At 60.9% G+C, this 22,968-nt stretch carries 25 protein-coding genes; 11 read left to right on the forward strand and 14 right to left on the reverse strand.

The window, feature by feature from the left end:
• The first annotated feature begins 2 nt into the window (after positions 1 to 2).
• Positions 3 to 773: a substrate-binding domain-containing protein gene (locus tag A8O26_RS28375; protein WP_064120905.1), complete on the forward strand. Its 771-nt coding sequence runs from the start codon at positions 3 to 5 to the stop codon at positions 771 to 773.
• Here A8O26_RS28375 and A8O26_RS28380 read toward each other — a convergent pair.
• A complete protein-coding gene (locus A8O26_RS28380; protein ID WP_064120906.1) occupies positions 763 to 1,677 on the reverse strand; it encodes a LysR family transcriptional regulator in 915 nt (304 codons plus the stop codon). The two genes, A8O26_RS28375 and A8O26_RS28380, sit on opposite strands and share 11 nt — an antisense overlap.
• Before the next feature lie 252 nt (positions 1,678 to 1,929).
• On the opposite strand from A8O26_RS28380, the gene A8O26_RS28385 reads away from it, so the two are divergent.
• On the forward strand, positions 1,930 to 3,738 hold the full coding sequence (locus A8O26_RS28385) for a monovalent cation:proton antiporter-2 (CPA2) family protein (protein WP_064120907.1): 1,809 nt from the start codon (positions 1,930 to 1,932) through the stop codon (positions 3,736 to 3,738).
• A 118-nt stretch (positions 3,739 to 3,856) separates the two neighbouring features.
• Here the strand turns inward: A8O26_RS28385 and hcnC are convergent, their stop codons facing one another.
• The 4 genes from hcnC to A8O26_RS28405 form a co-directional block, all read right to left on the reverse strand.
• Complete coding sequence (gene hcnC / locus A8O26_RS28390; RefSeq protein WP_064120908.1) at positions 3,857 to 5,116, reverse strand: cyanide-forming glycine dehydrogenase subunit HcnC; 1,260 nt, start codon at positions 5,114 to 5,116, stop codon at positions 3,857 to 3,859.
• Positions 5,109 to 6,518, reverse strand: a complete 1,410-nt coding sequence (gene hcnB / locus A8O26_RS28395) for a cyanide-forming glycine dehydrogenase subunit HcnB (RefSeq protein WP_064120909.1) — start codon at positions 6,516 to 6,518, stop codon at positions 5,109 to 5,111. Before hcnB ends, hcnC begins: the two co-directional genes overlap by 8 nt.
• Positions 6,515 to 6,829, reverse strand: a complete 315-nt coding sequence (gene hcnA / locus A8O26_RS28400; protein ID WP_064120910.1) for a cyanide-forming glycine dehydrogenase subunit HcnA — start codon at positions 6,827 to 6,829, stop codon at positions 6,515 to 6,517. Before hcnA ends, hcnB begins: the two co-directional genes overlap by 4 nt.
• 242 nt (positions 6,830 to 7,071) lie before the next feature.
• Positions 7,072 to 7,611 carry a hypothetical protein gene (locus A8O26_RS28405; protein WP_064120911.1) on the reverse strand — a complete coding sequence of 180 codons (540 nt, stop codon included), beginning with the start codon at positions 7,609 to 7,611 and terminating at the stop codon, positions 7,072 to 7,074.
• Here A8O26_RS28405 and A8O26_RS29895 point away from each other — a divergent pair.
• Positions 7,604 to 7,813, forward strand: coding sequence for a hypothetical protein (locus tag A8O26_RS29895; RefSeq protein ID WP_155740697.1), 210 nt, complete (start codon positions 7,604 to 7,606; stop codon positions 7,811 to 7,813). The two genes, A8O26_RS28405 and A8O26_RS29895, sit on opposite strands and share 8 nt — an antisense overlap.
• Before the next feature lie 21 nt (positions 7,814 to 7,834).
• On the opposite strand, the gene A8O26_RS28410 is transcribed toward A8O26_RS29895, so the two are convergent.
• On the reverse strand, positions 7,835 to 8,764 hold the full coding sequence (locus A8O26_RS28410; protein ID WP_064120912.1) for a hypothetical protein: 930 nt from the start codon (positions 8,762 to 8,764) through the stop codon (positions 7,835 to 7,837).
• Positions 8,765 to 8,956: 192 nt separating this feature from the next.
• Positions 8,957 to 9,292, reverse strand: coding sequence for a hypothetical protein (locus A8O26_RS28415; RefSeq protein WP_064120913.1), 336 nt, complete (start codon positions 9,290 to 9,292; stop codon positions 8,957 to 8,959).
• A 166-nt stretch (positions 9,293 to 9,458) separates the two neighbouring features.
• Here A8O26_RS28415 and A8O26_RS28420 point away from each other — a divergent pair, with 166 nt between their 5' ends.
• Both A8O26_RS28420 and A8O26_RS28425 read left to right on the forward strand, forming a co-directional pair.
• Positions 9,459 to 10,142 carry a response regulator transcription factor gene (locus A8O26_RS28420; protein ID WP_064120914.1) on the forward strand — a complete coding sequence of 228 codons (684 nt, stop codon included), beginning with the start codon at positions 9,459 to 9,461 and terminating at the stop codon, positions 10,140 to 10,142.
• On the forward strand, positions 10,120 to 11,514 hold the full coding sequence (locus tag A8O26_RS28425) for a sensor histidine kinase (RefSeq protein ID WP_064120915.1): 1,395 nt from the start codon (positions 10,120 to 10,122) through the stop codon (positions 11,512 to 11,514). The genes A8O26_RS28420 and A8O26_RS28425 overlap by 23 nt, the downstream gene beginning before the upstream one ends.
• A 131-nt stretch (positions 11,515 to 11,645) precedes the next feature.
• Here the strand turns inward: A8O26_RS28425 and A8O26_RS28430 are convergent, their stop codons facing one another.
• The 3 genes from A8O26_RS28430 to A8O26_RS28440 are packed head-to-tail and all read right to left on the reverse strand — an operon-like array spanning position 11,646 to position 13,896.
• Positions 11,646 to 12,056, reverse strand: a complete 411-nt coding sequence (locus tag A8O26_RS28430; protein WP_064120916.1) for an SRPBCC family protein — start codon at positions 12,054 to 12,056, stop codon at positions 11,646 to 11,648.
• Between the two features lie 23 nt (positions 12,057 to 12,079).
• Positions 12,080 to 12,877 (reverse strand): SDR family NAD(P)-dependent oxidoreductase, encoded by a 798-nt coding sequence (locus A8O26_RS28435; protein ID WP_064120917.1) that lies wholly within the window; start codon positions 12,875 to 12,877, stop codon positions 12,080 to 12,082.
• Positions 12,874 to 13,896: an aldo/keto reductase gene (locus A8O26_RS28440; protein ID WP_064120918.1), complete on the reverse strand. Its 1,023-nt coding sequence runs from the start codon at positions 13,894 to 13,896 to the stop codon at positions 12,874 to 12,876. The genes A8O26_RS28435 and A8O26_RS28440 overlap by 4 nt, the downstream gene beginning before the upstream one ends.
• Positions 13,897 to 14,008: 112 nt before the next feature.
• Here A8O26_RS28440 and A8O26_RS28445 point away from each other — a divergent pair, with 112 nt between their 5' ends.
• Together A8O26_RS28445 and A8O26_RS28450 are read left to right on the forward strand one after the other, a co-directional pair.
• Positions 14,009 to 14,905 (forward strand): LysR substrate-binding domain-containing protein, encoded by an 897-nt coding sequence (locus A8O26_RS28445; RefSeq protein ID WP_064120919.1) that lies wholly within the window; start codon positions 14,009 to 14,011, stop codon positions 14,903 to 14,905.
• A 219-nt stretch (positions 14,906 to 15,124) separates the two neighbouring features.
• Complete coding sequence (locus tag A8O26_RS28450; protein ID WP_064120920.1) at positions 15,125 to 15,784, forward strand: methyltransferase family protein; 660 nt, start codon at positions 15,125 to 15,127, stop codon at positions 15,782 to 15,784.
• Between the two features lie 126 nt (positions 15,785 to 15,910).
• On the opposite strand, the gene A8O26_RS28455 is transcribed toward A8O26_RS28450, so the two are convergent.
• On the reverse strand, positions 15,911 to 16,579 hold the full coding sequence (locus A8O26_RS28455) for an HAD-IA family hydrolase (protein ID WP_064120921.1): 669 nt from the start codon (positions 16,577 to 16,579) through the stop codon (positions 15,911 to 15,913).
• Positions 16,580 to 16,635: 56 nt separating this feature from the next.
• Entirely contained in the window at positions 16,636 to 17,049 is a 414-nt protein-coding gene (locus A8O26_RS28460; RefSeq protein WP_038365223.1) for a response regulator, read from the reverse strand.
• A 199-nt stretch (positions 17,050 to 17,248) separates the two neighbouring features.
• Here A8O26_RS28460 and A8O26_RS28465 point away from each other — a divergent pair, with 199 nt between their 5' ends.
• On the forward strand, positions 17,249 to 18,190 hold the full coding sequence (locus tag A8O26_RS28465; protein ID WP_064120922.1) for a class I SAM-dependent methyltransferase: 942 nt from the start codon (positions 17,249 to 17,251) through the stop codon (positions 18,188 to 18,190).
• A 149-nt stretch (positions 18,191 to 18,339) separates the two neighbouring features.
• Here the strand turns inward: A8O26_RS28465 and A8O26_RS28470 are convergent, their stop codons facing one another.
• Positions 18,340 to 19,113 carry a helix-turn-helix transcriptional regulator gene (locus tag A8O26_RS28470; protein WP_064120923.1) on the reverse strand — a complete coding sequence of 258 codons (774 nt, stop codon included), beginning with the start codon at positions 19,111 to 19,113 and terminating at the stop codon, positions 18,340 to 18,342.
• A 110-nt stretch (positions 19,114 to 19,223) separates the two neighbouring features.
• Here A8O26_RS28470 and A8O26_RS28475 point away from each other — a divergent pair, with 110 nt between their 5' ends.
• Together A8O26_RS28475 and A8O26_RS28480 are read left to right on the forward strand one after the other, a co-directional pair.
• Entirely contained in the window at positions 19,224 to 20,327 is a 1,104-nt protein-coding gene (locus A8O26_RS28475; protein WP_064120924.1) for an extracellular solute-binding protein, read from the forward strand.
• A gap of 141 nt (positions 20,328 to 20,468) precedes the next feature.
• Positions 20,469 to 21,587: a DmpA family aminopeptidase gene (locus tag A8O26_RS28480; RefSeq protein ID WP_064120925.1), complete on the forward strand. Its 1,119-nt coding sequence runs from the start codon at positions 20,469 to 20,471 to the stop codon at positions 21,585 to 21,587.
• A 126-nt stretch (positions 21,588 to 21,713) separates the two neighbouring features.
• Here A8O26_RS28480 and A8O26_RS28485 read toward each other — a convergent pair whose 3' ends face one another.
• Positions 21,714 to 22,340 (reverse strand): TetR/AcrR family transcriptional regulator, encoded by a 627-nt coding sequence (locus A8O26_RS28485; protein WP_064120954.1) that lies wholly within the window; start codon positions 22,338 to 22,340, stop codon positions 21,714 to 21,716.
• Between the two features lie 163 nt (positions 22,341 to 22,503).
• On the opposite strand from A8O26_RS28485, the gene A8O26_RS28490 reads away from it, so the two are divergent.
• Positions 22,504 to 22,944, forward strand: coding sequence for a hotdog fold domain-containing protein (locus tag A8O26_RS28490; protein WP_064120926.1), 441 nt, complete (start codon positions 22,504 to 22,506; stop codon positions 22,942 to 22,944).
• Positions 22,945 to 22,968: the final 24 nt, after the last annotated feature.

Genomic DNA, 22,968 nt, shown 5'->3' on the forward strand with positions numbered 1-22,968 from the left:
CCATGAAAAAACTGTTTACTGTCGCCGCCCTGCTCGCCGGTCTCGCGTTCAACCTCGCGGCCCAGGCCGAAGAATTGAGCGTGATGACCTCCGGGGGCTTCACTGCCGCCTACAAGATTCTCGGGCCGAAATTCGCTGCCACCAGCGGCAACACACTGACCACCAGCCTCGGCCCGTCGATGGGCAAAGCACCCGAGGCAATCCCCAATCGCCTCGCCCGCGGTGAACACGCCGACGTGGTGATCATGGTCGGCTACGCCCTCGACGACTTGATCAAACAAGGCAAGGTCGACCCGGCCTCGCGCGTGGAACTAGCAGATTCGCGAATTGGCCTGGTGGTGCGTGAAGGCGCGCCAAAACCGGACATCAGCAATGTCGACGCCTTGAAGAAAACCCTGCTCGACGCGCAATCGGTGGCTTACTCCGACAGCGCCAGCGGCGTGTACATCGAGCAGCAATTGTTCAAGAAACTGGGCATCGAAGAGCAACTGAAACCGAAGGCCAAGATGATCCCGAAAATCCCGGTGGGCTCGGTGGTTGCCACCGGCGACTATCAATTGGGCTTCCAGCAGGTCAGCGAATTGCTGCCGGTGCCGGGGGTGAGTTTCGTCGCGAAGATTCCGGAATCGGTGCAGTCGGTAACGCGTTTTGCCGCCGGCATTCCAGTCGGCGCGCAGCATCCGCAAGAAGCCAAAGCCTTGCTTGCCTACCTCGCCGCGCCAGCCGCACAAGCCGACGTGCAAGCCACCGGGCTGGACTCGGTCAAGCGCTGATCGTTGGCGGCTGGACTTTCATTTCTATCACCAGCCGCTCCAGCTCCAATGCCGCCGGGGTCAACGTACGACCCCGGCGCTTGATGATGCCGACACTGCGCATCACTTGCGGATCGGTCAACGGCACCCGCGTCAGGATCGGATGATCCGGCCCCGGCAGCGCCATCTGCGGCACAGCTGCAACCCCCAATCCCGCCTCGACCAGACCGATCATGGTCGTCACATGCTTGGTTTCGCAGATGCTTTGCCGCTGCGGCACCACGGTGCTTAGGGCTTGATCGAGCAAAAAGCGGTTGCCGGAGGTCTTGTCGAGCGAGATGTAATCCTGCTGATAAAACTCGTCCCACGTCACACTGCTGCGCCCGGCCAACGGGTGATCGCGCCGACAGGCGACCACGTAGCACTCCTGCACAAGCGCTTCGAAGTCGACTTTGGCATCCTGCGTGCCCAAGAAACTCAAGCCGAAATCCGCCTCGCCGTTGACCACCGCGCTGAGCACATCGTGCGCGCTGGAGTCGAGCACTTTGACTTTGATGCGCGGAAATTGCTGGTGATAGCGCGCGACCACGCGCGGCATGAAGTAGTACGCCGCCGAGGGCACACAGGCGACGGTGACGTGGCCCAGCCGCGTCGAGGCGACTTCGCTGATGCCCAACAATGCCACGTCGAGGTCATCGAGCAAACGTTCGACACTCGGCATGAACCCGCGCCCGGCCTGGGTCAGGCTGACCTTGCGTGTGGTGCGCTCGAACAACTTCACGCCGAGGGCGTCTTCGAGTTTTTCAATGCGCCGGCTCAGCGCCGGTTGCGACAGGCGCACGGTGTCGGCAGCCTTGCGGAAACTGCCCTGCTCGACCACGGCGCGAAAGGCTTGCAGGTCGTTGAGGTCGAAGTTGATGGCCATGGCGGGACTCGCGAGGATTGATACGTAGAGGTTATGAATGTAACCAATTGATGCAAATTATTACAGACTCGACATCAGATCCCCTGTGGGAGCGAGCTTGCTCGCGAATGCAATCTGTCAGTGAAAACACTATTGGCTGACACTCCGCTTTCGCGAGCAAGCTCGCTCCCACATTGGATCTCCAGTGGCCTATATGTCTTGGTAGCCCTTATCCTTGTCACCCCCCGCCGTACCGTTGTCAGGAGTAACCCCATGCCCCATGAAGGCAATCTGTTGCAAGCCGCCGTCGTGTTTCTGTTCGCGGCCGTGCTCACCGTGCCTTTGGCCAAACGCCTGCAACTGGGTGCGGTGCTCGGTTATCTGTTTGCCGGGGTGATCATCGGCCCATCGGTTTTGGGCCTGATCGGCAATCCACAAAGCGTGGCGCACATTTCTGAACTGGGCGTGGTGTTGCTGCTGTTCATCATCGGCCTGGAGCTATCGCCACGACGCTTGTGGGTGATGCGTAAATCGGTGTTCGGTGTCGGGTTGGCGCAGGTGTTGCTGACGGCTTCGGTGATTGGCGTGCTGGCGTTGTCGGTGTTTGGCCAGCCGCTGAACAGCGCGATTGTGTTGGGTCTCGGCCTGGCGCTGTCATCCACGGCATTCGGGTTGCAAAGCCTCGCCGAGCGCAAGGAATTGACCAGTCCGCACGGGCGTCTGGCGTTTGCCATTCTGTTGTTTCAAGACATCGCTGCGATTCCGCTGATCGCGTTGGTGCCGATGCTGGCCGGCGGTACTCACGACAGCAGCAACGCCGACAGTCTCAATCACGCGTTGCAGGTGCTCGGCGGTATCGCCGTGGTCGTGGTCGGTGGCCGTTATCTGTTGCGCCCGGTATTCCGCGTGGTGGCGAAAACCGGTCTGCCGGAAGTGTCGACCGCCACGGCGTTACTGGTGGTGATCGGCACCGCGTGGTTGATGGATCTGGTCGGCGTGTCGATGGCGCTGGGAGCGTTTCTCGCCGGTCTGCTGTTGGCGGATTCGGAATATCGCCATGAACTGGAAGCGCAGATCGAACCATTCAAGGGGCTGCTGCTCGGGCTGTTTTTTATCAGCGTCGGCATGGGCGCCAACCTCAGTTTGCTGCTCAGTGCGCCGGTCACCGTGTTGGGGCTGACGCTGCTGTTGATCGGCCTGAAATTGCCGCTGCTGTTTGTCGTTGGGCGGCTGGCCGGTGGTTTGAATAAAGTCAGTGCGATTCGCCTCGGTATTGTCTTGGCGGCCGGTGGTGAATTTGCCTTTGTGGTGTTCAAGATCGGCCGTGATCAGGGTCTGTTCGAACCGCGCCTGTATGACCTGCTGGTGCTGACGATTACCTTGTCGATGGCGGTGACGCCGCTGCTGTTGTTGATCTGCGCAAGGCTGGTCAGCCCGAAAGTGCAGCCGGTGGAAGTACCGGAGAAATTCCGCCAGATCGACACCGAAGCCCCGCGTGTGGTGATTGCCGGCATGGGCCGGATGGGGCAGATCGTGGCGCGGATCCTGCGTGCGCAGAACATCAAATTCGTCGCGCTGGACACCTCGGTGGAAACCATCGAACTGTCGCGCAGTTTTGGTGGTGTGCCGGTGTTTTATGGCGACCCGATGCGCCCGGAAATCCTCAATGCGGCCAAGGTTGGCGAGGCGGAATATTTCGTGATTGCCACGGATGATCCGGAGACCAACATCAAGACCGCCGAGGTGGTGCGCAAGCTGTATCCGCACATGAAAATCATCGCCCGCGCCCGTAACCGTCAGCACGTGCACCGCTTGGTGGATGTTGGCGCGGAGGCGATTCGTGAGACCTATTATTCGAGTCTGGAAATGAGCCGGCGCACGCTGGTGGGTCTCGGTTTGACCCAAGCCCAGGCCGATGCGCGGATCAAGCGCTTCAAGCACCACGACGAACAGGTGCTGGAGGCGCAACACGCGATTTACGACGATGCGGCGAAAGTGCTGCAGACCGCCCAGGAAGCCCGGGCGGAACTGGCGCGGTTGTTTGAGTCCGACCAACTGGAAGAAGAATCCCGCGAATCCTGAGCCACATACAAAACCCCATGTGGGAGCGAGCCTGCTCGCGAAAGCGGTGTGTCAGTCAGCACCTCAGTGACTGACAGATTGCCTTCGCGAGCAAGCTCGCTCCCACAGGGGATCGGTGTCAGGCCAGTTCTAATTCCAGTGTTGGTTTGACCGAGGCCACTTCAAAACGGTCCGCCAGAAACGGCGTGATGTCCAGTGGCAGCGGCTCATCGTTGACCAGTTTGTCCAGCAGCACGCCGGTAATCGCCGAGGTCAGAATGCCGGTGCGGAAGTGTCCGCAGGCGTTCAGATAGCCTTCCACGCCACGCATCGGCCCGAGAATCGGCAGCTCATCCGGCGAGCCTGGTCGCAGCCCGGCCCAGGTGCGTTTCAGATTGACGTCTTTGAGTTCCGGCAGGCAGCGCACCGCGCCCTGCACCAACCCGGCGATTTCCGGGTAGGTGGTGGTGACGTCGAAGCCTTTGTCTTCGGTGGTGCTGCCGATCAGGATCTCGCCGTTGTCCTTTTGCGCCACGTAGCAATCGCTGGTGGTCAGGCAGCCGTTGAGGATCTTCGGCATGCGTTCGGTCAGCAGAATCTGGCCTTTGACCGGTTTCACCGGGATGCGAATCCCCGTGGCCCATTCGCTCAAGTCCGCCGCCCAGGCGCCGCTGGCGTTGATCAGCGTCTTGCAGTGGAACACGCCCTCCTCGGCCGTCTGCACGCCGGTCACGCGCGAGCCGTGATGCAAGACGCCGGTGACGTTGGTGTTGACGTAGAAGTCGACGCCATTTTGCCGCGCACCTTCGGCATACGCGTCGGCGAGGCGGAACGGGCTGACCTGATGGTCGCAGAGAAACTCCAGCGCCCCGCGTGCCTCGTGGCTGACGCTCGGTTCAGCCTCGCGCAACGCCGCCTGATCGAGCCAGCGCACTTGATCGGCCAGGTGCGGAATGCAACTGACGATGTGTTCGGCATACAGTCGATCTTCATCGTCATAAATAACGAACTTCAGCCCGGTCTTTTCGAACTTGAAATCCATCCCGTGCTGTTCTTTAAGCTCGCGGTGCAACCCCGGGTACAGCGCGTTGGACTGCAAGGCGAAATCGAAGAACGACTCCGGCAGAATGTGCGGCGTACTCGCATCCACGGCCACCGCCGCGCCTTGGGTTTCACGCTTGCGGTTGGCTGACATCATGCGGAAGAAAATCACCCCGCAGCCGAGCCCGACCGACTCACCGATCGCCCACAAACCACCGGCCGAGGCGCGGGTCGCGTTGCCCGGGCGTTTGGCATCGATGACCGCCACCTTGAGGTTTTTGCGCTTGGACAATTGATAGGCGCAGGACGCCCCGATCACGCCGCCGCCGGCAATGATCACGTCATAGAACTTACTCATGGGCAGCGACCTCCGTGCCGACGGACTGAAACGCGGAAAAGGGAATCGGATCGATCGGGAAGCGCGGGCGCAGCCAACCGACGTCTTTGCGCCCGGTGGCCTGACGCAAGCGATCGCTGCAGTAGCCGACGCACATCCGGCCCTGACAATCGCCCATGCTCACGCGGGTGCGCATTTTCAGGCTGGCGATGTCTTGCACGCCCTGCTCCAGCGCCAGGTCGATGTCGGCGCGGGTCGCGTGTTCACAACGGCAGATTACCGTGTCGGCGGCCGGCAACGCGGTCTGGCCGACGCCGCGCTCGGTGTAGCGATCCACCGCAGCGCGGAAACGCACGATGGCTTTGAGTTTGCTCAAGTAGCGGTCGCGGCGCACCCGCGCCAACTCTTCTTCGAGTACACCACGTTGCAGCAGGATCGATGTCGCGGCGATCTTGCCGGCGAGCATCGCGGCTTCACCGCCGCGAATTCCGCCCATGTCACCGGCCATGTGCACGTGAGGTTCGTTGCTTTGCTGCCAGATGTTGGCATTGGCGCGCAGGTAACCGTCGTCGCTGAAGCCATGGTCCAGGCCCATTTGCTGGCTCAGTTGCGTGCGCGGGATGAAGCCGTAACCGACGGCCAGGGTCTTCGCTTCAAAGCGTTCGACCCGGGACAGGTCCGGTGCCCACGTCGCCGAATAGGGTGCGACGCTGACGCTTTTCAGCTCGCCTTCGCCGTGGGCTTCAATCACGCCCCAACCGTAGTTCATCGGGATGCCGTGCAATTTCAGGTAGGCCAGCATGCTCAAGCCATCGAGGAACAGCTGCGGTTTGTTCAGCAGGGCCAGACTTTCGCGGGCGATCTTGCCGAACGCACAGGCTTCATACACGCCCGCGACAGTGACGCCAGCGGCATGCAACTGCGTCGCCACCAGCGGCAGCAACGGCCCGGTGCCAGCGATGATCACCGGCCCTTGCGGCTTGACCACACCACTTTTGATTTGCAGTTGCAGGCCGCCGAGCATGATCACCCCAGCCAAGGTCCAGCCGGGAAACGGCACGCTGCGTTCGTGGCAACCGGCCGCCAGCAACAACTGCGGATACTCGATCTCCTGCAACTGCTCATCGCCATCGAGCACCACCAAGGCACGGGTGCCTTCGGCGCCGACCACACGATGGTTGAGGCGCACGTCGATCAACCCGGACTGTTCCTGAAACTCACCGTGCAGTTTGACCAGTGCCTCGGAGTAGCGCGGCCCCAGATAATCCAGTTGCACGCCGTCACGCAGCGGCCCGCGATAGACCACCCCGCCGAGGCGCGAAGCCTCTTCAAGCAAGGTGCAACGCACGCCATGACGGGCCAGTTCGATGGCCGCCGCCATTCCCGCCGGGCCACCGCCGACAATCACCGGTTGCAGGTTCATACGACCCCCTGCGCGGCGATGCGGTTGACCTGGGTTTCGATGCGCATGCCGTCACGCACCACGGTCTGGCAGGCGCGGCGCTTGTGCCGGCCGTTGATTTTCACCAGACAGCACTGGCACACGCCCATGCCGCAATAGGCGCCGCTGATCTGGTCATGATCGTTGCGGGCAATCTGCCGTACGCCGAGGGATTGAATAACGCTGAGTACGGTTTCGCCGATAGCAGCGGTGACCGCTTGACCGTTGATGTGCACGGTCATATCCGCCTGCGCCAAGGGCTGGATATCGAAGGTTCTTTCTAGGCAGTGCATTGCGATGATCTTCCGTGAAATTGTCAGTGGAGTTTTGCGCCAGCTCCTTGCTGCACTACACCGTGCCGACCCGTTGTTCTAATGCATTTTGGGGGTCTGACTGCGGTACTCCGTCAGCGCAACCGGTGCGCGTGCAGGTAATGTAGTCGATCCCGCGGCAAGGGCTTGGATCTTTTAAGGTAGGGGATATCGCCACGGGAAATATTGATCCAGGCCAGTGAAGTGGTCGGATTGTCCAACGATCAATTGGAGAAGACGAACTGGCCCTTGATCTTCTTCGCACCGAAGAAACCCAGGTCAGGAAACAGCATGTTTTTCAGCAACGCGACGAAAAACACCATGGCTAACGTGATAGCCACGCCGATCACCGTGCCCATCGGATCGTCGGCGTATTCCTTGAACATGCGCGGCATCTGGGTGATCGAGAGAAATACGTACACGGTGTAGGCCTGCGCCACGTTGCGGTAAAAGCCCCACGCGAACAGCAGAGGTACGACACCGGCAAACAACCCCAAGCCGATGGCCCAACCGGTGCTGATCGTCAGGCCGAGGAAATAACCGCCCACCAGCCCGATCAACGCCTGGATATAGGTCAGACCGAGCAGCACCTTTATCTTGCCGGCGTGACGATCCAGCAGTTCTGGATCGGGCCACGAGCCGATCAGATACGCCAGCACCTTGTCCTTGACTGCGCCGCCGGACAACGCCTTGAAGGTTTCGGTTTTCGAGCGACCGGCGTCGAGCATCTCGCTCACCTGACGTTTGATTTCCTTCTTGTTCAACGTTCTCATCCTTAATCAGAGGTCTATCGAAATACAGCACAGCGCGGATTCTCGCCTTGTTGCCCGTCAGAAAGCAAAAAGCCGCTTCCACCCGAAGGTGGAAGCGGCCGAGGCATGGGCCTCAATGGAGCAATCAGTGCACGAACAGGGCGATCAGGATGATGATCGGGATCGGTACGCCGAGGAAAAACAGCAGAAGTGAGCGCATGGTGATTCTCCTTGTTTAACGGACCGGAGTGGTCGTGGTGTAGGTGTCGACTTCAACGTACTCGACCGCATCCCGACGACGACCGCCGAAGGTGGCAGCGAAGCTGGCGAAGAACGCACCGGCCAGCAGCGAGATGAACATCCACAGCGAGGTCCAGGCAGCGACTTTCGCAGCGGTGTCAGCCGCTTGTTGAGCTTTCAGTTTGGCGTCGGCCAAGGCTTTCTGGGTGCGAGCGTAGATCTCATCAACACGACGTTCGGCGTCGGCCTGAGTCAGGTTGGTGCGTTGGGCAACCAACTGCGCGAGGTAGGTACGGTCTTCGGCGCTGAGCTGACCGTTGGCCAGGCTTTGCGCAAAGATGCGGGCCACGGCGCCATGCGCAGCGTCATCGCTGACGGAGGCCGGGCGGTCATCGCGGAACAAGCTATCGATGTAGTAACCGTACTGGTTGCTGTCGGTGTTGGCCGCAGCACTACCGGCCGCTTGGGTCATGGCGCTGGCAGCACCGCCAGCGACGCTGGCACCGGCCTGCACACCACCACTGATCACGCTGCTGACCGAGCCGACCACCAGAACTGCGGTGACCAGCGTCGCCACACACCAGGCCAGGAAGCCGTGCGCGGTATCGCGGAAATACACCTCGTCACCGTGCATGTTCGCCCACTTCACCCGCAGGCGACCGGCGATGTAGCCACCCATGCCGGAAGCGATAATCTGCGTCGCCGCCAGCCAGACAATCGTTGAAATGCCCAGGCCCTTGGCGCTGACGCCCTCTCCGGCCCACGGTGAAACGGCAGAGAAACCCAAACCGAACCCGAGCAGGACCAAAATCATCGACAGGGCAGCGGCAGCCGCGGCACCGGCGAAAATCGCGCCCCAGGACACGCCCGAAACGCTGCTCGACTCTTCAACGGCGGGATAAAACCCATCAGGGGATCTATTCATTGTTGTTCTGCTCCAGGCATGAAAAATGGTGTTACAACTCGTCATGAGAGGAATTGCAGTGACCGTGCCAGTCGCAGAAATTAAATAATTCGTTTAGTTTCAATAAGTTAGAAAGAATGAACTTCCCAGGACCATGCAAATTGCAACAATAGCCGGATAACAGCGGGTTTTATGCATTGGCACAAATGCCAGTTATTTGCGTTTGTAGCTCTTGTTACCGCTGGGCGTCAGGCAATACACGCCACCGCGTGGGCCGGTGCAGAACGAACCGCTGCCGCAGGTGCAGCCATCGTTGCTTTGCAGGAAGTTTTGCGGGCGGGCCTGTTGGCGTTCACCGAACATCGCCGCGCAGCTTTTCTTCGACCCGCTGATGGAGCCGTCATTGCAAAGGAACAGGTCGCCATCGCAGCGAGCGATGCCGCCTTTTTTCCCGGAACACGGGGTGTTGGCCGCCCATGTCGAAGCGCTGAACAGCACCAGCAACAGACCGGCAATTGGCATCCAGCCACGGCGAATCGAAATACGCACGGAACGACTCCTGATTGAAATTATGGCCAGATGATATCAACGTTCCGACAAATAAATCGCCAAGGCGCGCAAATGACAGCTACAACATGAAAGTTAATTTAAAGCGTCAGCGGATTTTCTTGGCAAAATGCAGCCATTCCGTTTGAACCGATCAGCAGGCCTGCCTATGACTCGTATCTTGACCATCGAAGACGACGCCGTCACCGCCCGGGAAATCGTCGCCGAATTGAGCAGCCACGGGCTCGACGTCGACTGGGTCGACAATGGCCGCGAAGGCCTCGACCGCGCCGTCAGCGGCAACTACGACCTGATCACCCTCGATCGCATGCTCCCCGAACTCGATGGCCTGGCCATCGTCACCACCCTGCGCACCATGGGCGTGGCCACGCCGATTCTGATGATCAGTGCCCTTTCCGATGTCGACGAACGTGTGCGCGGCTTGCGCGCCGGTGGCGATGACTACTTGACCAAACCGTTCGCCACCGACGAGATGGCCGCACGGGTTGAAGTGTTGCTGCGCCGGCAGAACAGCGGCGCCACTCAGGCGACGACGTTGCAGGTGGCCGACCTTGAACTGGATTTGATCAGCCATGAAGCACGCCGCGCCGAGCAGGTGCTGACGCTGCTGCCGACCGAATACAAACTGCTCGAATTCCTCATGCGCAACAGCGGCCAGATCCTCTCGCGGATGATGATTTTCGAAGAGGTCTGGGGCTATCACTTCGACCCTGGCACCAACCTCATCGACGTGCACATCGGCCGTCTGCGCAAGAAGATCGACGCGGCCGGCAACGTGCCGTTGATCCGCACGGTACGGGGCTCGGGTTATGTCATTGCCGAACCCGTCTGACGGCTGGCGCTCCTCCAGCAGCCGCTTGCTGGCGCTGTACAGTTCGCTGTTCGTGGCGTGGAGCGCAATCCTCATGGGGGTCATGTATTACGAGGTGTCCGGCTACCTCGACAACCTCGCCAAACATTCGCTGATGCAACGTCAGCACCTGTTTTCGCACTTTCGCGGTGAGCAACTGGAAGAAGCGCTCGCCGCCAGCATGACCTTCGACATTCGCGGCATCGACGCCTATGGCCTGTTCGACGCCGAAGGCGTGTACCTCGGCGGCGCGCTCCAGCAGATCCCCGAAGGCCTGCCGCTGGACGGCAAGATCCACATGCTCGCCGAATGCGCCGACTCCGATGACCCGACCCTGCCCAATGACAGTTGCGATGCGGTCGCCACGCAAACCCGCGACGGTCGCTGGCTGGTGTTGCTGCGCGACAACGGCTCGTTGTTTGCCGTCACGCGGATCATTTTGCATGCGTTGTTCTGGGGTGTGTCGCTGACGATTCTGCCGGGGATTGCCGGTTGGCATTTGCTGCGCCGTCGGCCGTTGCGGCGCATCCGTGCGATTCAGGCCAGCGCGCAGGCGATTGTTGCCGGCGACTTGACCCACCGTTTGCCGCTGTCCAATCGCCGCGATGAACTGGACATGCTCGCCGCCATCGTCAACGCCATGCTCGAGCGCATCGAACGCTTGATGAATGAAGTCAAAGGCGTCTGCGACAACATCGCCCATGATTTGCGCACGCCGCTGACGCGCCTGCGTGCGCAGTTGTATCGCATGCAGCAGCAGGCCGGCGAAGGCTCGCAGGAAGCGGCGCAACTGGATCTGGTGCTGGCTGAAGCGGACACGCTGATGGCGCGGTTTCGCGGCTTGTTGCGGATTTCCGAGCTGGAGGACCGGCAGCGCCGCTCCGGTTTTGTCGAACTCGACCCGGTGCAATTGCTGGAAGAATTGCATGAGTTTTACCTGCCACTGGCTGAAGAAGGCGAGCTGCGTTTCGAGCTGAACATGCCGGAGACGCTACCGCCGCTCAATGGCGATCGGGCATTGTTGTTCGAGGCGCTGGCGAATCTGTTAAGCAACTCGATCAAGTTCACCCCGGTCGGTGGCACGGTGCTGTTGCGTGGCGTGAATGCCGGGGGGCAGACGCGCATTGAAGTGCACGACTCCGGGCCGGGGATTCCCGAGGCGGAGCGTGAGGCGGTGTTCCAGCGTTTCTATCGCGCCGAGGGTGGGCAGCCGCAGGGTGGCTTTGGTTTGGGGCTGTCGATTGTCGCAGCGATTGTCAGCTTGCATGGCTTCAGTCTGGAAGTCGGCAGCAGTGATCTGGGTGGGGCGAAACTGCTGCTCGATTGCCGGCAGAGCCTGATCGAAAATTCCTGATTTCCAATTTGAAATGCAACAAATGTGGGAGCGAGCCTGCTCGCGAAGAGGGAGTGTCAGACAACATCTTTGTTGAATGACACACCGCCTTCGCGAGCAGGCTCGCTCCCACAGGTTTTTGTGTTCGATGATTAAGCGGGGTAATTGGCTCGGAGTGCCTCGAGGCCACCCTGATAGATGCCGCTGAACAGCGCCACCACTTCCTCATCGCTGACGCCTTTGGCGTTGAAGCGCCCCGACCACGTCACCCGTGCGCCCTGCCCCTGGGCTTCAACCTTGATCGTTGCCAGATAATCCGTGGCCGGGAATGGCGCTTGTTCAATCGAATAGCTGTAGGTCTTGGCTGTGTTGTCGAACGCTTGCAGACGCTCGACCACCACAGCGCCATCAGCGGTTTGCAGCGTGCGTACACGACCACCGTCGCTCAGCTCACTGTCGGGAATGAACGGCAGCCAGTCCGGCAGCGTGTCGAAGCCGCCGATCAATTGCCAGACCTGATCGGCCGAAGCCGGAATATCGATGGTTGCTGATGCTGTAGGCATAAATAAATGTCTCTCTCGGGAATTCAGATCGTGAGGCTGTCGACCACGCCGCCATCGACGCGCAAAGCGGCGCCGGTGGTGGCCGAGGACAGCGGCGAAGCAATGTAGGTCACCAGGTGCGCAACCTCTTCAACATCCGCCACGCGCTGGATGATCGAGGTCGGGCGGGCCTTGAGCACAAAGGCGTCGGCCTCATCGCGCAGGTTGCGCCCGGATTCGGCGGCGGCATCCTTGAGCATGTCTTGCAGGCCATCGGTGAAGGTCGGCCCCGGCAGGATCGCATTGACCGTCACGCCGGTGCCAGCCAGACGTTTGGCCAAACCGTGGGACACCGCCAGATTGGCGCTTTTGGTCACGCCGTAATTGATCATGTCGGCCGGTGTGGCGACGCCGGATTCCGAAGACAGGAAAATCACCCGGCCCCAACCCTGCTCGACCATCGCCGGAACGTAATGCCGCGCCAGGCGCACACCGGAAATCACGTTGACCTCATAGAAACGCGTCCACTCGCTGTCCGGCGCTTCGAAGAAATCGACGGCGTCGAAGATGCCGAGGTTGTTCACCAGAATGTCGGCACGCGGTTCGGCGGCGAACAGTTTCTGCGCGCCCTCGGCGGTGCCCAGATCGGCCGCCAGACCACGCAACTGCGCGCCCGGGACTTTCTCGCGAATACTCGCCAACGCCTGCTCGACCTTGCCGGAGTCGCGGCCGATCACCACCACCGTGGCGCCGGCTTCGGCCAGCGACTGGCTGATACCCAAACCGATACCCGCGGTGCTGCCGCTGACAATGGCCAGTTTTCCACTCAGATCAATCTTCATGCTTTCACCTCATCGATTGGCAACGGTGCGCGTTCGGATACCAGTTTGGCGTCGCGCATCGCCTGCCAGAAACCGGCAGGAATGGTCGCCGACAACGCCGCGACATCTTCAGCAATACGGTCCGGTTTACTTGCACCGGGAATAACCGCCGCAACAGCGGGATTGGCCAGCGAGAACTGTAGCGCAGCGGCTTTGATATCGACGTGGTAAGCAGCGGCAATGCGTTTGATCTGCTCCACTTTGGCGATGACTTCAGGGCTGGCCTTCTGGTATTCGAAGTGCGCGCCACCGGCGAGGATGCCCGAGCTATAAGGGCCACCGACGACGATTTCAACGTTCTGCGCCCGTGCCGAATCCATCAGGCGTTGCAACGGACGTTCGTGGTCGAGCAGCGTGTAGCGACCGGCCAATAGAAAGCCATCCGGCTGCGCTTCAGTGAGGTCGAGAGTCAGTTCACACGGCTCGACTTTGTTCACGCCCAGGCCCCAGCCCTTGATCACGCCTTCTTCGCGCAAGCGGGTCAGCACTTTGAACGCGCCGGTGCGGGCCTGGTTGAAGTATTCCAGCCATTGATCGCCATAGAAGTCCTGAGCGATGTCGTGCACCCAAACGATGTCGAGACGATCGGTTTGCAGACGCTTGAGGCTGTCTTCAATCGAGCGCAGGGTCGCGTCGGCGCTGTAGTCATTGACGATCTTGTTCGGGCGGCCGTGTTCGAACACGCCACTTTTTTCGCCGAGATCGCGGGCGGCGGCGTCTTCGACTTCATCGAGAATCACCCGGCCGACCTTGCTGCTCAGCACGTAGTCGTCACGCTTGTATTGCTTCAGCGCTTCGCCGAGACGGATTTCCGAGAGACCGGAGCCGTAGAACGGCGCGGTGTCGAAGTAACGCACGCCGGCATCCCACGCGGCATGCACGGTGGCTTGCGCTTCGGCTTCCGGGATGGCGCGGAACATGTTGCCCAGCGGTGCGGTGCCGAAGCCCAGTTGGCCGGGCAGTTTGTCTTTCAAGCTCATTGGATTGTCCTCATTCGTTCAGGGTCTGCGTGACCGTTGAGCAGATCCTAGATTGCGAGACCGAGACCGTCCAAGACATAATGCGCAGCACTTGAGTCCCTATAGGTCTGACATGATCGACATCCGCCAATTGCGCTACTTCGTTGTAGTCGCCGAGGAAGAACACGTCGGCCGCGCCGCCGAACGGCTGCATATTTCCCAGTCGCCACTGAGCCGACAGATCGCCCAACTCGAAGAACGTCTGGGCCTGACTTTGTTCGAGCGCAGCCAGCAGCGCATCCGTCTGACCCGCGATGGCCAGACCTTTCTCGCCGAAACCCGCGCCCTGCTCACCCATGCCAACCGTCTGGAATCCCTTGGCAAACGTCTCGGTCGCGGTGAAGAAGGCGGCTTGTGCATCGGCTACATCGAGAACGCCATGCACGCCGGCGTCCTGCCCAACGCCTTGCGCGTACTGCGCGTGGACCGGCCGAATGTGCATGTCGCGCTGTACAACCTCAGTTCGGTCGAGCAATTGGAAGGCCTGCGTCAGCGTAGCCTCGATATCGCCTTGGTGAGCGAGCCGCCGACCGATGACGATCCGGACCTGCTGAGCTTCCCGGTGCTCGATGACCCGATGCTGCTGGCGCTGCCCGAACAGCATCCACTGGCGCAGCTGCCCTCGTTGAGCCCGCAGGATCTGGCCGCGCAGGAATGGATCGGCGTGCAGCCACGGCAAGATGCCAGCGATGAGTTTGTCAGCGCCTGCATCCGCGCAGGTTTCACCCCGGACGTGCGCATGCAGGCGACCGAACCGTTTACCGCGCTGGGGCTGGTGGCGTCGGGGTTGGGGATTGCGATGATTCAGAAAGGCTTGAGCCACAATGCGCCACCGGGTGTGGTGCTGCGTGAACTGCCGTGGCTGACATTGACCACCCCGTTGTGGGCGGCGTGGCACCGGATCAATTTGCGGCCCTTGGTGGAGACCTTTCGCAAAGTCTTGACTGACGGTGAGATCGCCGCTGACTGACCGGGCCCCTTCGCGAGCAAGCTCGCTCCCACAGGTTCAGGAGTGTTTTCGCATTCTCTGTACAACGCAGATCCCATGTGGGAGCGAGCCTGCTCGCGAAGGGGCTGGTACATTCAATATCAAATTTGACTGACCCAACGCTTTCGCGAGCAGGCTCGCTCCCACAGGTTTTGTGGTGGATCTACACTCAACGGATACGCCCCCAGCAGTGAGTTGACCATGAAAATGTCTGCGCAAATGACCGTCGTCGCGGTGCTCGCCACCCTCGCCTGGCTGGGCCTGGCGGTGTGGGGGATTGGCGGTGTGGCGCTGTTCTTTTCCCATGGCTCGCTGGTGATCGTGGCACTGGCGACGGTAGCGATGGTGATCGTCTCGCTGTTCAGCGAGGTGAACCTCAGTTCCGGCGAGCGCGAGGATCGTGCCAATCGCTGGGTGCTTCCGGCATTCGGCGTGATTGGTCTGGTCAGTGGTTTTTTACCGGCGTATTGCGACCGGGTGAATTTCTGGACCGTGGGCAGCGAAGGCGTGCGCTGGCTTGGCGCCTTGTTGTTTATCGTCGGCGGCGCGCTGCGGTTGTGGCCGGTGTTTGTGCTGGGGCGGCGTTTCAGTGGGTTGGTGGCGATTCAACCGGGGCATCGGTTGGTCACCGACGGGATTTACCAGCGGCTGCGTAACCCGAGTTATCTGGGATTGGTGGTGAATGCCGTGGGCTGGGCGCTGGCGTTTCGTTCGGTGGTGGGCTTGTTGCTCGCGGCGCTGACGCTGATCCCGTTGATCGCGCGGATTCATTCGGAAGAAGCGTTGCTGCGGGGGCAGTTTGGGGCGGAGTACGATGCCTATTGCGCGCGCAGTTGGCGGTTGTTGCCGGGGGTTTACTGAGCTGTGCTCAATACCGAACAAATGTGGGAGCGAGCCTGCTCGCGAAAGCGGTGTGCCAGCCAAGAATAACGTTGACCATGACACCGCTTTCGCGAGCAGGCTCGCTCCCACAGTGATTGTTGAGTATCAGTTTCTTTGCAGGTGGAGTTGGCCGGCGTTGTCGACTTCGACGCGGATGTCAGCGTAACTGGCCAACGTCGCATGGGCCGTTTCCAGCGGATGCTGATGCGTCGTCGTGATGATCATCAATGGCGAACCGGCCGCTTCGGCAGCCTGAATACCCACGGCGGCGTCTTCGAAGATCAGGCAATCACGCGGTTCCAGGCCAAGGCGTTTGGCCGCCAGCAAATAACCCGCCGGATCTGGTTTCCCCGCCTTCACATCTTGCGCGGTAATCATCACCGCAGGCGCCGCAATCCCCGCCGCCGCCATCCGCCGCAACGCCAGAGCCCTTGGCGCCGACGTCACCATGGCCCAACGATCGGCCGGCAGACTATTGAGAAACGCCGCCGCCCCGGGAATCTCGACAATCCCCTCAACGTCTTCAATTTCCGCTTGGGTAATGAACGCCGCTTGCGCTTCGGCATCAACACCCGGCAGGTTCAGGCGATTGATCGTGTCGATCGCGCGCGCGCCATGAATGGTCGGCAGAAACGTCTCGACATCGACGCCGTGGCGCTCGGCCCAGGCGGACCAGATGCGCTCGGCGGCGGCGATGGAATTGAGGACAGTGCCGTCCATGTCGAACAAAAACGCGCCGAATGGGCGATTGAAAACAGTGTCATGTGCAGGCAAAAGTTCGCTTCCTCTGGCAAGGGGCCGGGCAAATGTGCCCGGCAATGTAGCACTTGTCAGTGCAGGCGCGGTGCCTTGGACTTGAACGCACTGTCGACGCAGTCGAGCAATTGACCGATGGCCCAGGGCTTCTTGATGAACGCCACCGGATGCTTGACCCCGGAGGTCTCGGGCGTTTCATACCCGGACATGACCATCACCGGTTTGTCCGGCCAGCGGTCGCCGACCAGGTTAGCCAGATCAGCACCGTTGAGGGTGCCGGGCATGGTGATGTCGGTCAGTAGCAACGCCACGTTCGGAGCGTTCTGCTCAAGATAAATTGATGCGGCGTCGGCACTGGTCTGCGGCTCGACCTTGAAACCTTCCTCCTGAAGAATTTCGCAGAGAAACTCCAGAATCAACGGATCGTCCTCAACCACCAGAATCAATCCGTCAGGAAGGTGCGCGCTCGCCGTCGGTGTTGGGCACATGGAACTGCACTCCCTGAATTGCATTAACGATTTAGCGGCTTGAATCCGCTGCTTATCTGGTATGAGCGGCGGGCTCTGCAGAAATTCATTTTTGATACAGGTCTTTTAAAAAACCTCGTTTTTGCCTCGCGGCGGGAATCGTTCGCGACGACGCAATTGTGGTTAAAATGCCGGCCCTTTTGCTTGCCGACCGTGACCGATGAACCCTGAAGCCCTCGCCACCCTCCACGCCCATCTGCTGCCGGCACTTGCGGCCGCACCGAGCGAAACCCGCCGCCTGTTCCATGGGCGCGGACGTTGCTGGCCGGGGCTGGAGCAGTTGACCGTCGACTGGCTGCAAGGCGTGGTGCTGGTGTCGCTGTTCAAAGAGCCGGCACCTGAGCAACTGGACAATCTCAAAGCGTTGCTGCTGGGCATCAGCGCCAGCGACGAATGGAAGCAATCGGGCGCGCACACCTTGCTGATCCAGCATCGCTACCTGCCGCAAAGCACCGCCGAGTGGTTGCTGGGGGCAGAGATCGATGAAATGACCATCGTCGAGGGTGGGTTGCAGTACCGCGTCGATCTCGGTCGCAAGCAGAACGCCGGGCTGTTTCTCGACATGCGTTACGGGCGCAACTGGGTGCGTGAACAGGCCAACGGCAAACGCGTGCTGAATCTGTTCGCCTACACCTGCGGCTTTTCTGTGGCCGCCATCGAGGGCGGCGCCCACCATGTGGTCAACCTCGACATGTCGCGCGCGGCGCTGAGCCGTGGCCGCGACAACCACCGTTTGAACGGCCACGACCTGAGCAAAGTCAGTTTCCTCGGCCATGACCTGTTCAAGTCGTGGGGCAAGGTGATCAACAGCGGCCCGTATGATCTGGTGATCATCGATCCGCCGTCGTTTCAGAAAGGCAGTTTTCTGCTGACCAAGGATTATCAGCGGGTGCTGCGACGGCTGCCGGAATTGCTGACGGCGCAAGGCACGGTGCTGGCGTGCATGAATGATCCGGCGTTTGGCGCGGACTTTTTGATTGATGGCGTGATGCAGGAAGCGCCGAGCCTGCGCTTTGAGCAGCGCCTGGAGAATCCGCCGGAGTTCCCGGACATCGACCCGCAAAGCGGCCTTAAGGCCCTGGTTTTTCAACGCACTCCCTGACACCCCGAAGATCCCCTGAACAACACGCATCCACTGTGGGAGCGAGCTTGCTCGCGAAAGCGTTTTTTCAGTCGCCAGTGAGGTTGACTGATCTACCGCATTCGCGAGCAAGCTCGCTCCCACAGATTTATGTGTACGACCGATGATCTTTAGTGCGGGCTCAGCACCAAGGCAAACAACTCACCATGCCCGGTGACATTGAGCTTGTGATACAGATTGCGCCGATGCACCTTGACCGTTTCCGGCGAGATACCCATCTGCTGGGCCATCGCCTTGCTGGAGAAGCCCTGCAGAATCAGCCGCGCCGTGTCGATCTCGCGCACCGTCAGGCGTGCGTCAAAGCGATCGAGCAAGGTCGCCAGATCGCCCACCGGCGCTTCGGCGCTCGGCCCCTGCGGCGGCAGCAGTTGCACATGCCGGCGCATCGCCGCCAACACCCAATCGCGCAGACACAGCAGCCGGCCCTGCTCGGCCAGCTCGAAGGTCGTCGCCCGGCCCAAAGACAAACCCAGCACGCCCGCCTCGACGTTGAGCATGAATTGCAACTCATCCTCGCCGACCACCGAACGGAAATAGCTCAGGTAATACTCGCTGTGCAGAAACTGGTCCGGCGCCACCGAGGTCAGGCTGTGCAAACCATCGCTAATGCCGGTTGAGGCGACTTGATAAAACGGATCGAGCAAGTACATCCCGGCGCTGTAGCCGGCCAGTTCGGCCTGCTCGTCGGCACCGCCCTTGCTGTCGAAGTCGATCAGCAATTGCGGTGGCTGACCGGCCTGCATCACTGCCACCAGCGCGTTGTCGAACGGCACCAGCAAGCGCAACGTATCGACCAGCGCGCGCCAGAAGCCGTCTTGGCCGACGCAGCTGAACAGCCGCGCCAGGCTTTGATGCACCGGCAATTCCTGCAACAACGCGTCCACGCACTACCCCTTTTGAGTAACCCATGATGGGAATGGGTCAGGCGCGACCACCCCGATAGGCTGAGCACTCCTGTTCATCACCGGCCTGCACAGGCCAGGAGTGCCGCATCATGCGTCGTCACCGTGGCTATATCAACTTGAGCTTGCTCGCCTGTCTGGGCGCCTCGGCGTCCGTCATGGCCGCGAGTCCGCCAAGCGTGCACGTCTACAACTGGTACGACTACATCGGCCCGAACACGCTGACCGACTTCAAGCGCGACAGCGGCATCGAACCGGTGTACGACACCTTCGACAGCGCCGAAGTGCTTGAAGGCAAATTGATGACCAGCCGCAGCGGCTACGACGTGGTGGTGGCGAGCAACTTCAGCCTGCCGACGCTGATCAAGGCGGGCGCCCTCGCCCCGCTGCCCCGCGAGCAGTTGCCGGGCTGGAAAAACCTCGACAGCGACCTGCTGAAAAAACTCGCCAACAACGACCCCGGCAACCAATACGCGGTGCCTTATCTGTGGGGCACCAACGGCATCGGCTACAACGTCGACAAGGTCCGCGCGGCGCTGGGCGACCAGGCGCCGGTGGATTCCTGGGATCTGGTGTTCAACGAAGACAATCTCGCCAAACTCGGCCAGTGCGGTGTGGCGATGCTCGATTCGCCCTCGGAAATGCTCCCGGTGGCTTTGCATTATCTGGGCTTGCCGCCGAACAGCACCGACCCCGAGGACTACAAGAAAGCCGAAGCGCTGCTGCTCAAACTGCGCCCGCACATCGCCTACTTCAACTCCTCGAAATTCATCAGTGACCTGTCCAACGGCAACATCTGCGTGGCGGTCGGCTGGTCAGGCGCGATGCTCGAAGCCAAGACCAATGCCGAGCAGGCCGGCAACGGCGTGAAGATCGCCTACAGCCTGCCGAAGGAAGGCGCGCCGGTATGGTTCGACACGCTGGTGTTACTCAAGGACGCGCCGAATCGCACTCAGGGTCTGGCGTTTATCGACTACCTGTTGCGCCCGGAAGTGATCGCGCCGGTCAGTGATCACCTGTCGTACCCGAACGGCAATCGCGCGGCCACGCCGTTGGTGGCCGAGGCCACTCGCGACAACCCGGCGGTTTATCCCTCGGCGGCGGCGATGGCCACGTTGTACACCCTTGAGCCTTTGCCAAAAGCCACCGAGCGGGTGCGTACGCGGGTGTGGAGCAAGGTCAAGAACGGCCAGTAAAACAACGCATTTCCCCTGTGGGAGCGAGCTTGCTCGCGAAAGCAATCTGGCATTCAACATGACTGAGCGACCGCATTCGCGAGCAAGCTCGCTCCCACAGAGTCGGTGAACAACCCACCTCTTTTAGAGAGACAAAAATCGATGAAACCTCGTGCCCGCGACCTCAACATCCGCATCGGTCAACTGCCACCCGGCCCGCTCAACGCGATCACCGATGTACCCGGCGTGCGCGTCGGCCACAGCAATGTGCGCGGGCGCAGCAGCGCCGGCCGTGACATTTGTACCGGCGTCACGCTGATCGAACCGCGCCGGGGTTCGACCAACCAGCAACCGTGTTTCGCCGGTGTGCATGTGCTCAACGGCAACGGTGACGCCACCGGACTTGAGTGGGTTCGCGAGGCCGGGTTGCTGACCAGCCCGATCGCCTTCACCAACACCCACAGCCTCGGGGTGGTGCGCGATGCGTTGATTGCCCTGGATCGCCAGCAACAACCCGATGACGGTCGGCTTTACTGGAACATGCCGGTGGTGCTGGAAACCTTTGACGGTTTGCTCAACGACATCAACGGCTTTCACGTCCAGCCTGAACACGTCGCCGAAGCGCTGCATGGCGCCGTCGACGGTCCTGTCGAGGAAGGTGCCGTCGGCGGTGGCAGCGGGATGATCTGCCATGAATTCAAGGGCGGCATCGGCACGGCCTCGCGCCGTTTGAGCAGTGCTCGGGGCGGCTGGACAGTCGGCGCCATCGTCCAGGCCAACCACGGCATTCGCAGTGAATTGCGCGTCGACGGTTACCCGGTCGGGCGTTATATGGAGCAGAGGGATTCGCCGTTCCTGCGTGCCGCGCTACCGCATCCGGGCATGGGCTCGATCGTTGTCTGTCTGGCGACCGATGCGCCGCTGTTGCCGCATCAATGCACGCGCCTGGCGCAACGGGCCAGCCTGGGCTTGGCGCGTACCGGCGGAGGCAATGAAGACCACAGCGGCGACATCTTTATCGCTTTCGCCACCGGCAATGATCACGTGCCGCCGGCGGCCTACGAAGGCAAAGGCGCACCGACCTGCGACTGCTTGCGCATGGTCAACAACGACCACATCAGCGAGTTGTTCCTCGCCGCGACCGAGGCGGTTGAAGAAGCAATCATCAACGCCCTACTCGCCAGCGACAGCGCCGAGGGCAATGGCCATTCGGTGCCGGGACTCGATGCCGAAACCCTGCTCGCCGCCCTCGCCAAAGCAGGCTGGCCCGGCTCGCGTTAACCGCAAATCTCCCTGTGGGAGCGAGCCTGCTCGCGAATACGGCATTTCAGTCGACGCTGCGTTTGACTGACACACCGCTTTCGCGAGCAGGCTCGCTCCCACAGGGGTTCATGTGAACATTTGAGTTCAGAGTGGGGCATCGGCGCGCACCGATTGCCACGCCGCTTGCGCCAACAACTCGCGATACGCCATCGGACTGCCCTTCACCCTGCCTGCCAGCCACGCCCGGCAATAGCTGTCGGCCTGGCCGATGATCAGCGACGGTAACAGTTCGGCGGGCAATGCCTTGAGCTCGGCGGCGCGGCCGGATTCGGCCAGCCATTCACGCAGACGCAGGTTGCGGGTTTTGTTGCGCGCAGCCAGTTCATCCTTGAACGGCCCCTTGGTCACGGCGAACCGGGCGTGGTACTGGAAGCGCGCCCACTCCGGCTGCTGCTCGACCCAATCGAGGTAGCTGAACACCAGCGCCTGCACACCCTGTTCAGTGCTTTGCGCGGCATCCAGACCGGCATCACGCAAGCGTGCCTGATCCTCCAGCGCGGTAAAGAACAGCGCCGCCACCAGACCTTCCTTGTTGCCGAAATGGTGATAAATCGCGCCGACACTGGTGTCGCATTCGGCGCGGATCATCTCGATGGTGGTGGCTTCGATCCCCTGTTCGTTGAACAGGCTCAGGGCCTTGCGAAAGATGTCGCGCTTGAGTTCGGCGCGGCGGCCGGGGTAGCTGCGTTCAAGTAGATCTGCGGTGTCCATGCTGCTCACAGCCTGAAAATGAAAGTTGAAAAGGCACGGTGTGCCCATGGCGAAAACACGCACAGGTTGACAGATTTCACGCAGACAGAATACCGTTCCGTTACAGAATATTATTCTGTAACGGAACATCATTCTGCCAAATCATCATCAATGAGGCTTCGCCATGAGTCAGTTTCTCAGCATGTTCAACAGCGCCGGCCCCCAGGCCTTCAGCCAAATGGCCTGTCAGGTCGCGCCCTATTTCAGCAGCATCAACCCGCTGGTCACTGAATTGCGCGCGAATGCGGCGACGGTGCAGGTGCCGTTTCGCCGCGAGATCACCAACCACCTCGGCACCGTGCATGCAATCGCCATGTGCAATGCGGCAGAACTCGCCGCGGGGATGATGACCGACGTCTCGATCCCGACCGGCGCACGCTGGATTCCCAAAGGCATGACCGTGGAATACCTGGCCAAGGCGAAAACCGACGTGACGGCCGTGGCCAGCGGCGCAGGGGTGGATTGGCAAACGGCGGGCGACAAGATTGTCACCGTGGACATTCACGACAGCGAGGGCAAGCAGGTCTTCACCGCGCGAATCACCATGAACGTCAAACTCGGCTGAATCTCAGGCACAAAAAAGCCCTTG

Source organism: Pseudomonas fluorescens, from assembly GCF_001648775.1.
Classification (GTDB): domain Bacteria; phylum Pseudomonadota; class Gammaproteobacteria; order Pseudomonadales; family Pseudomonadaceae; genus Aquipseudomonas; species Aquipseudomonas fluorescens_M.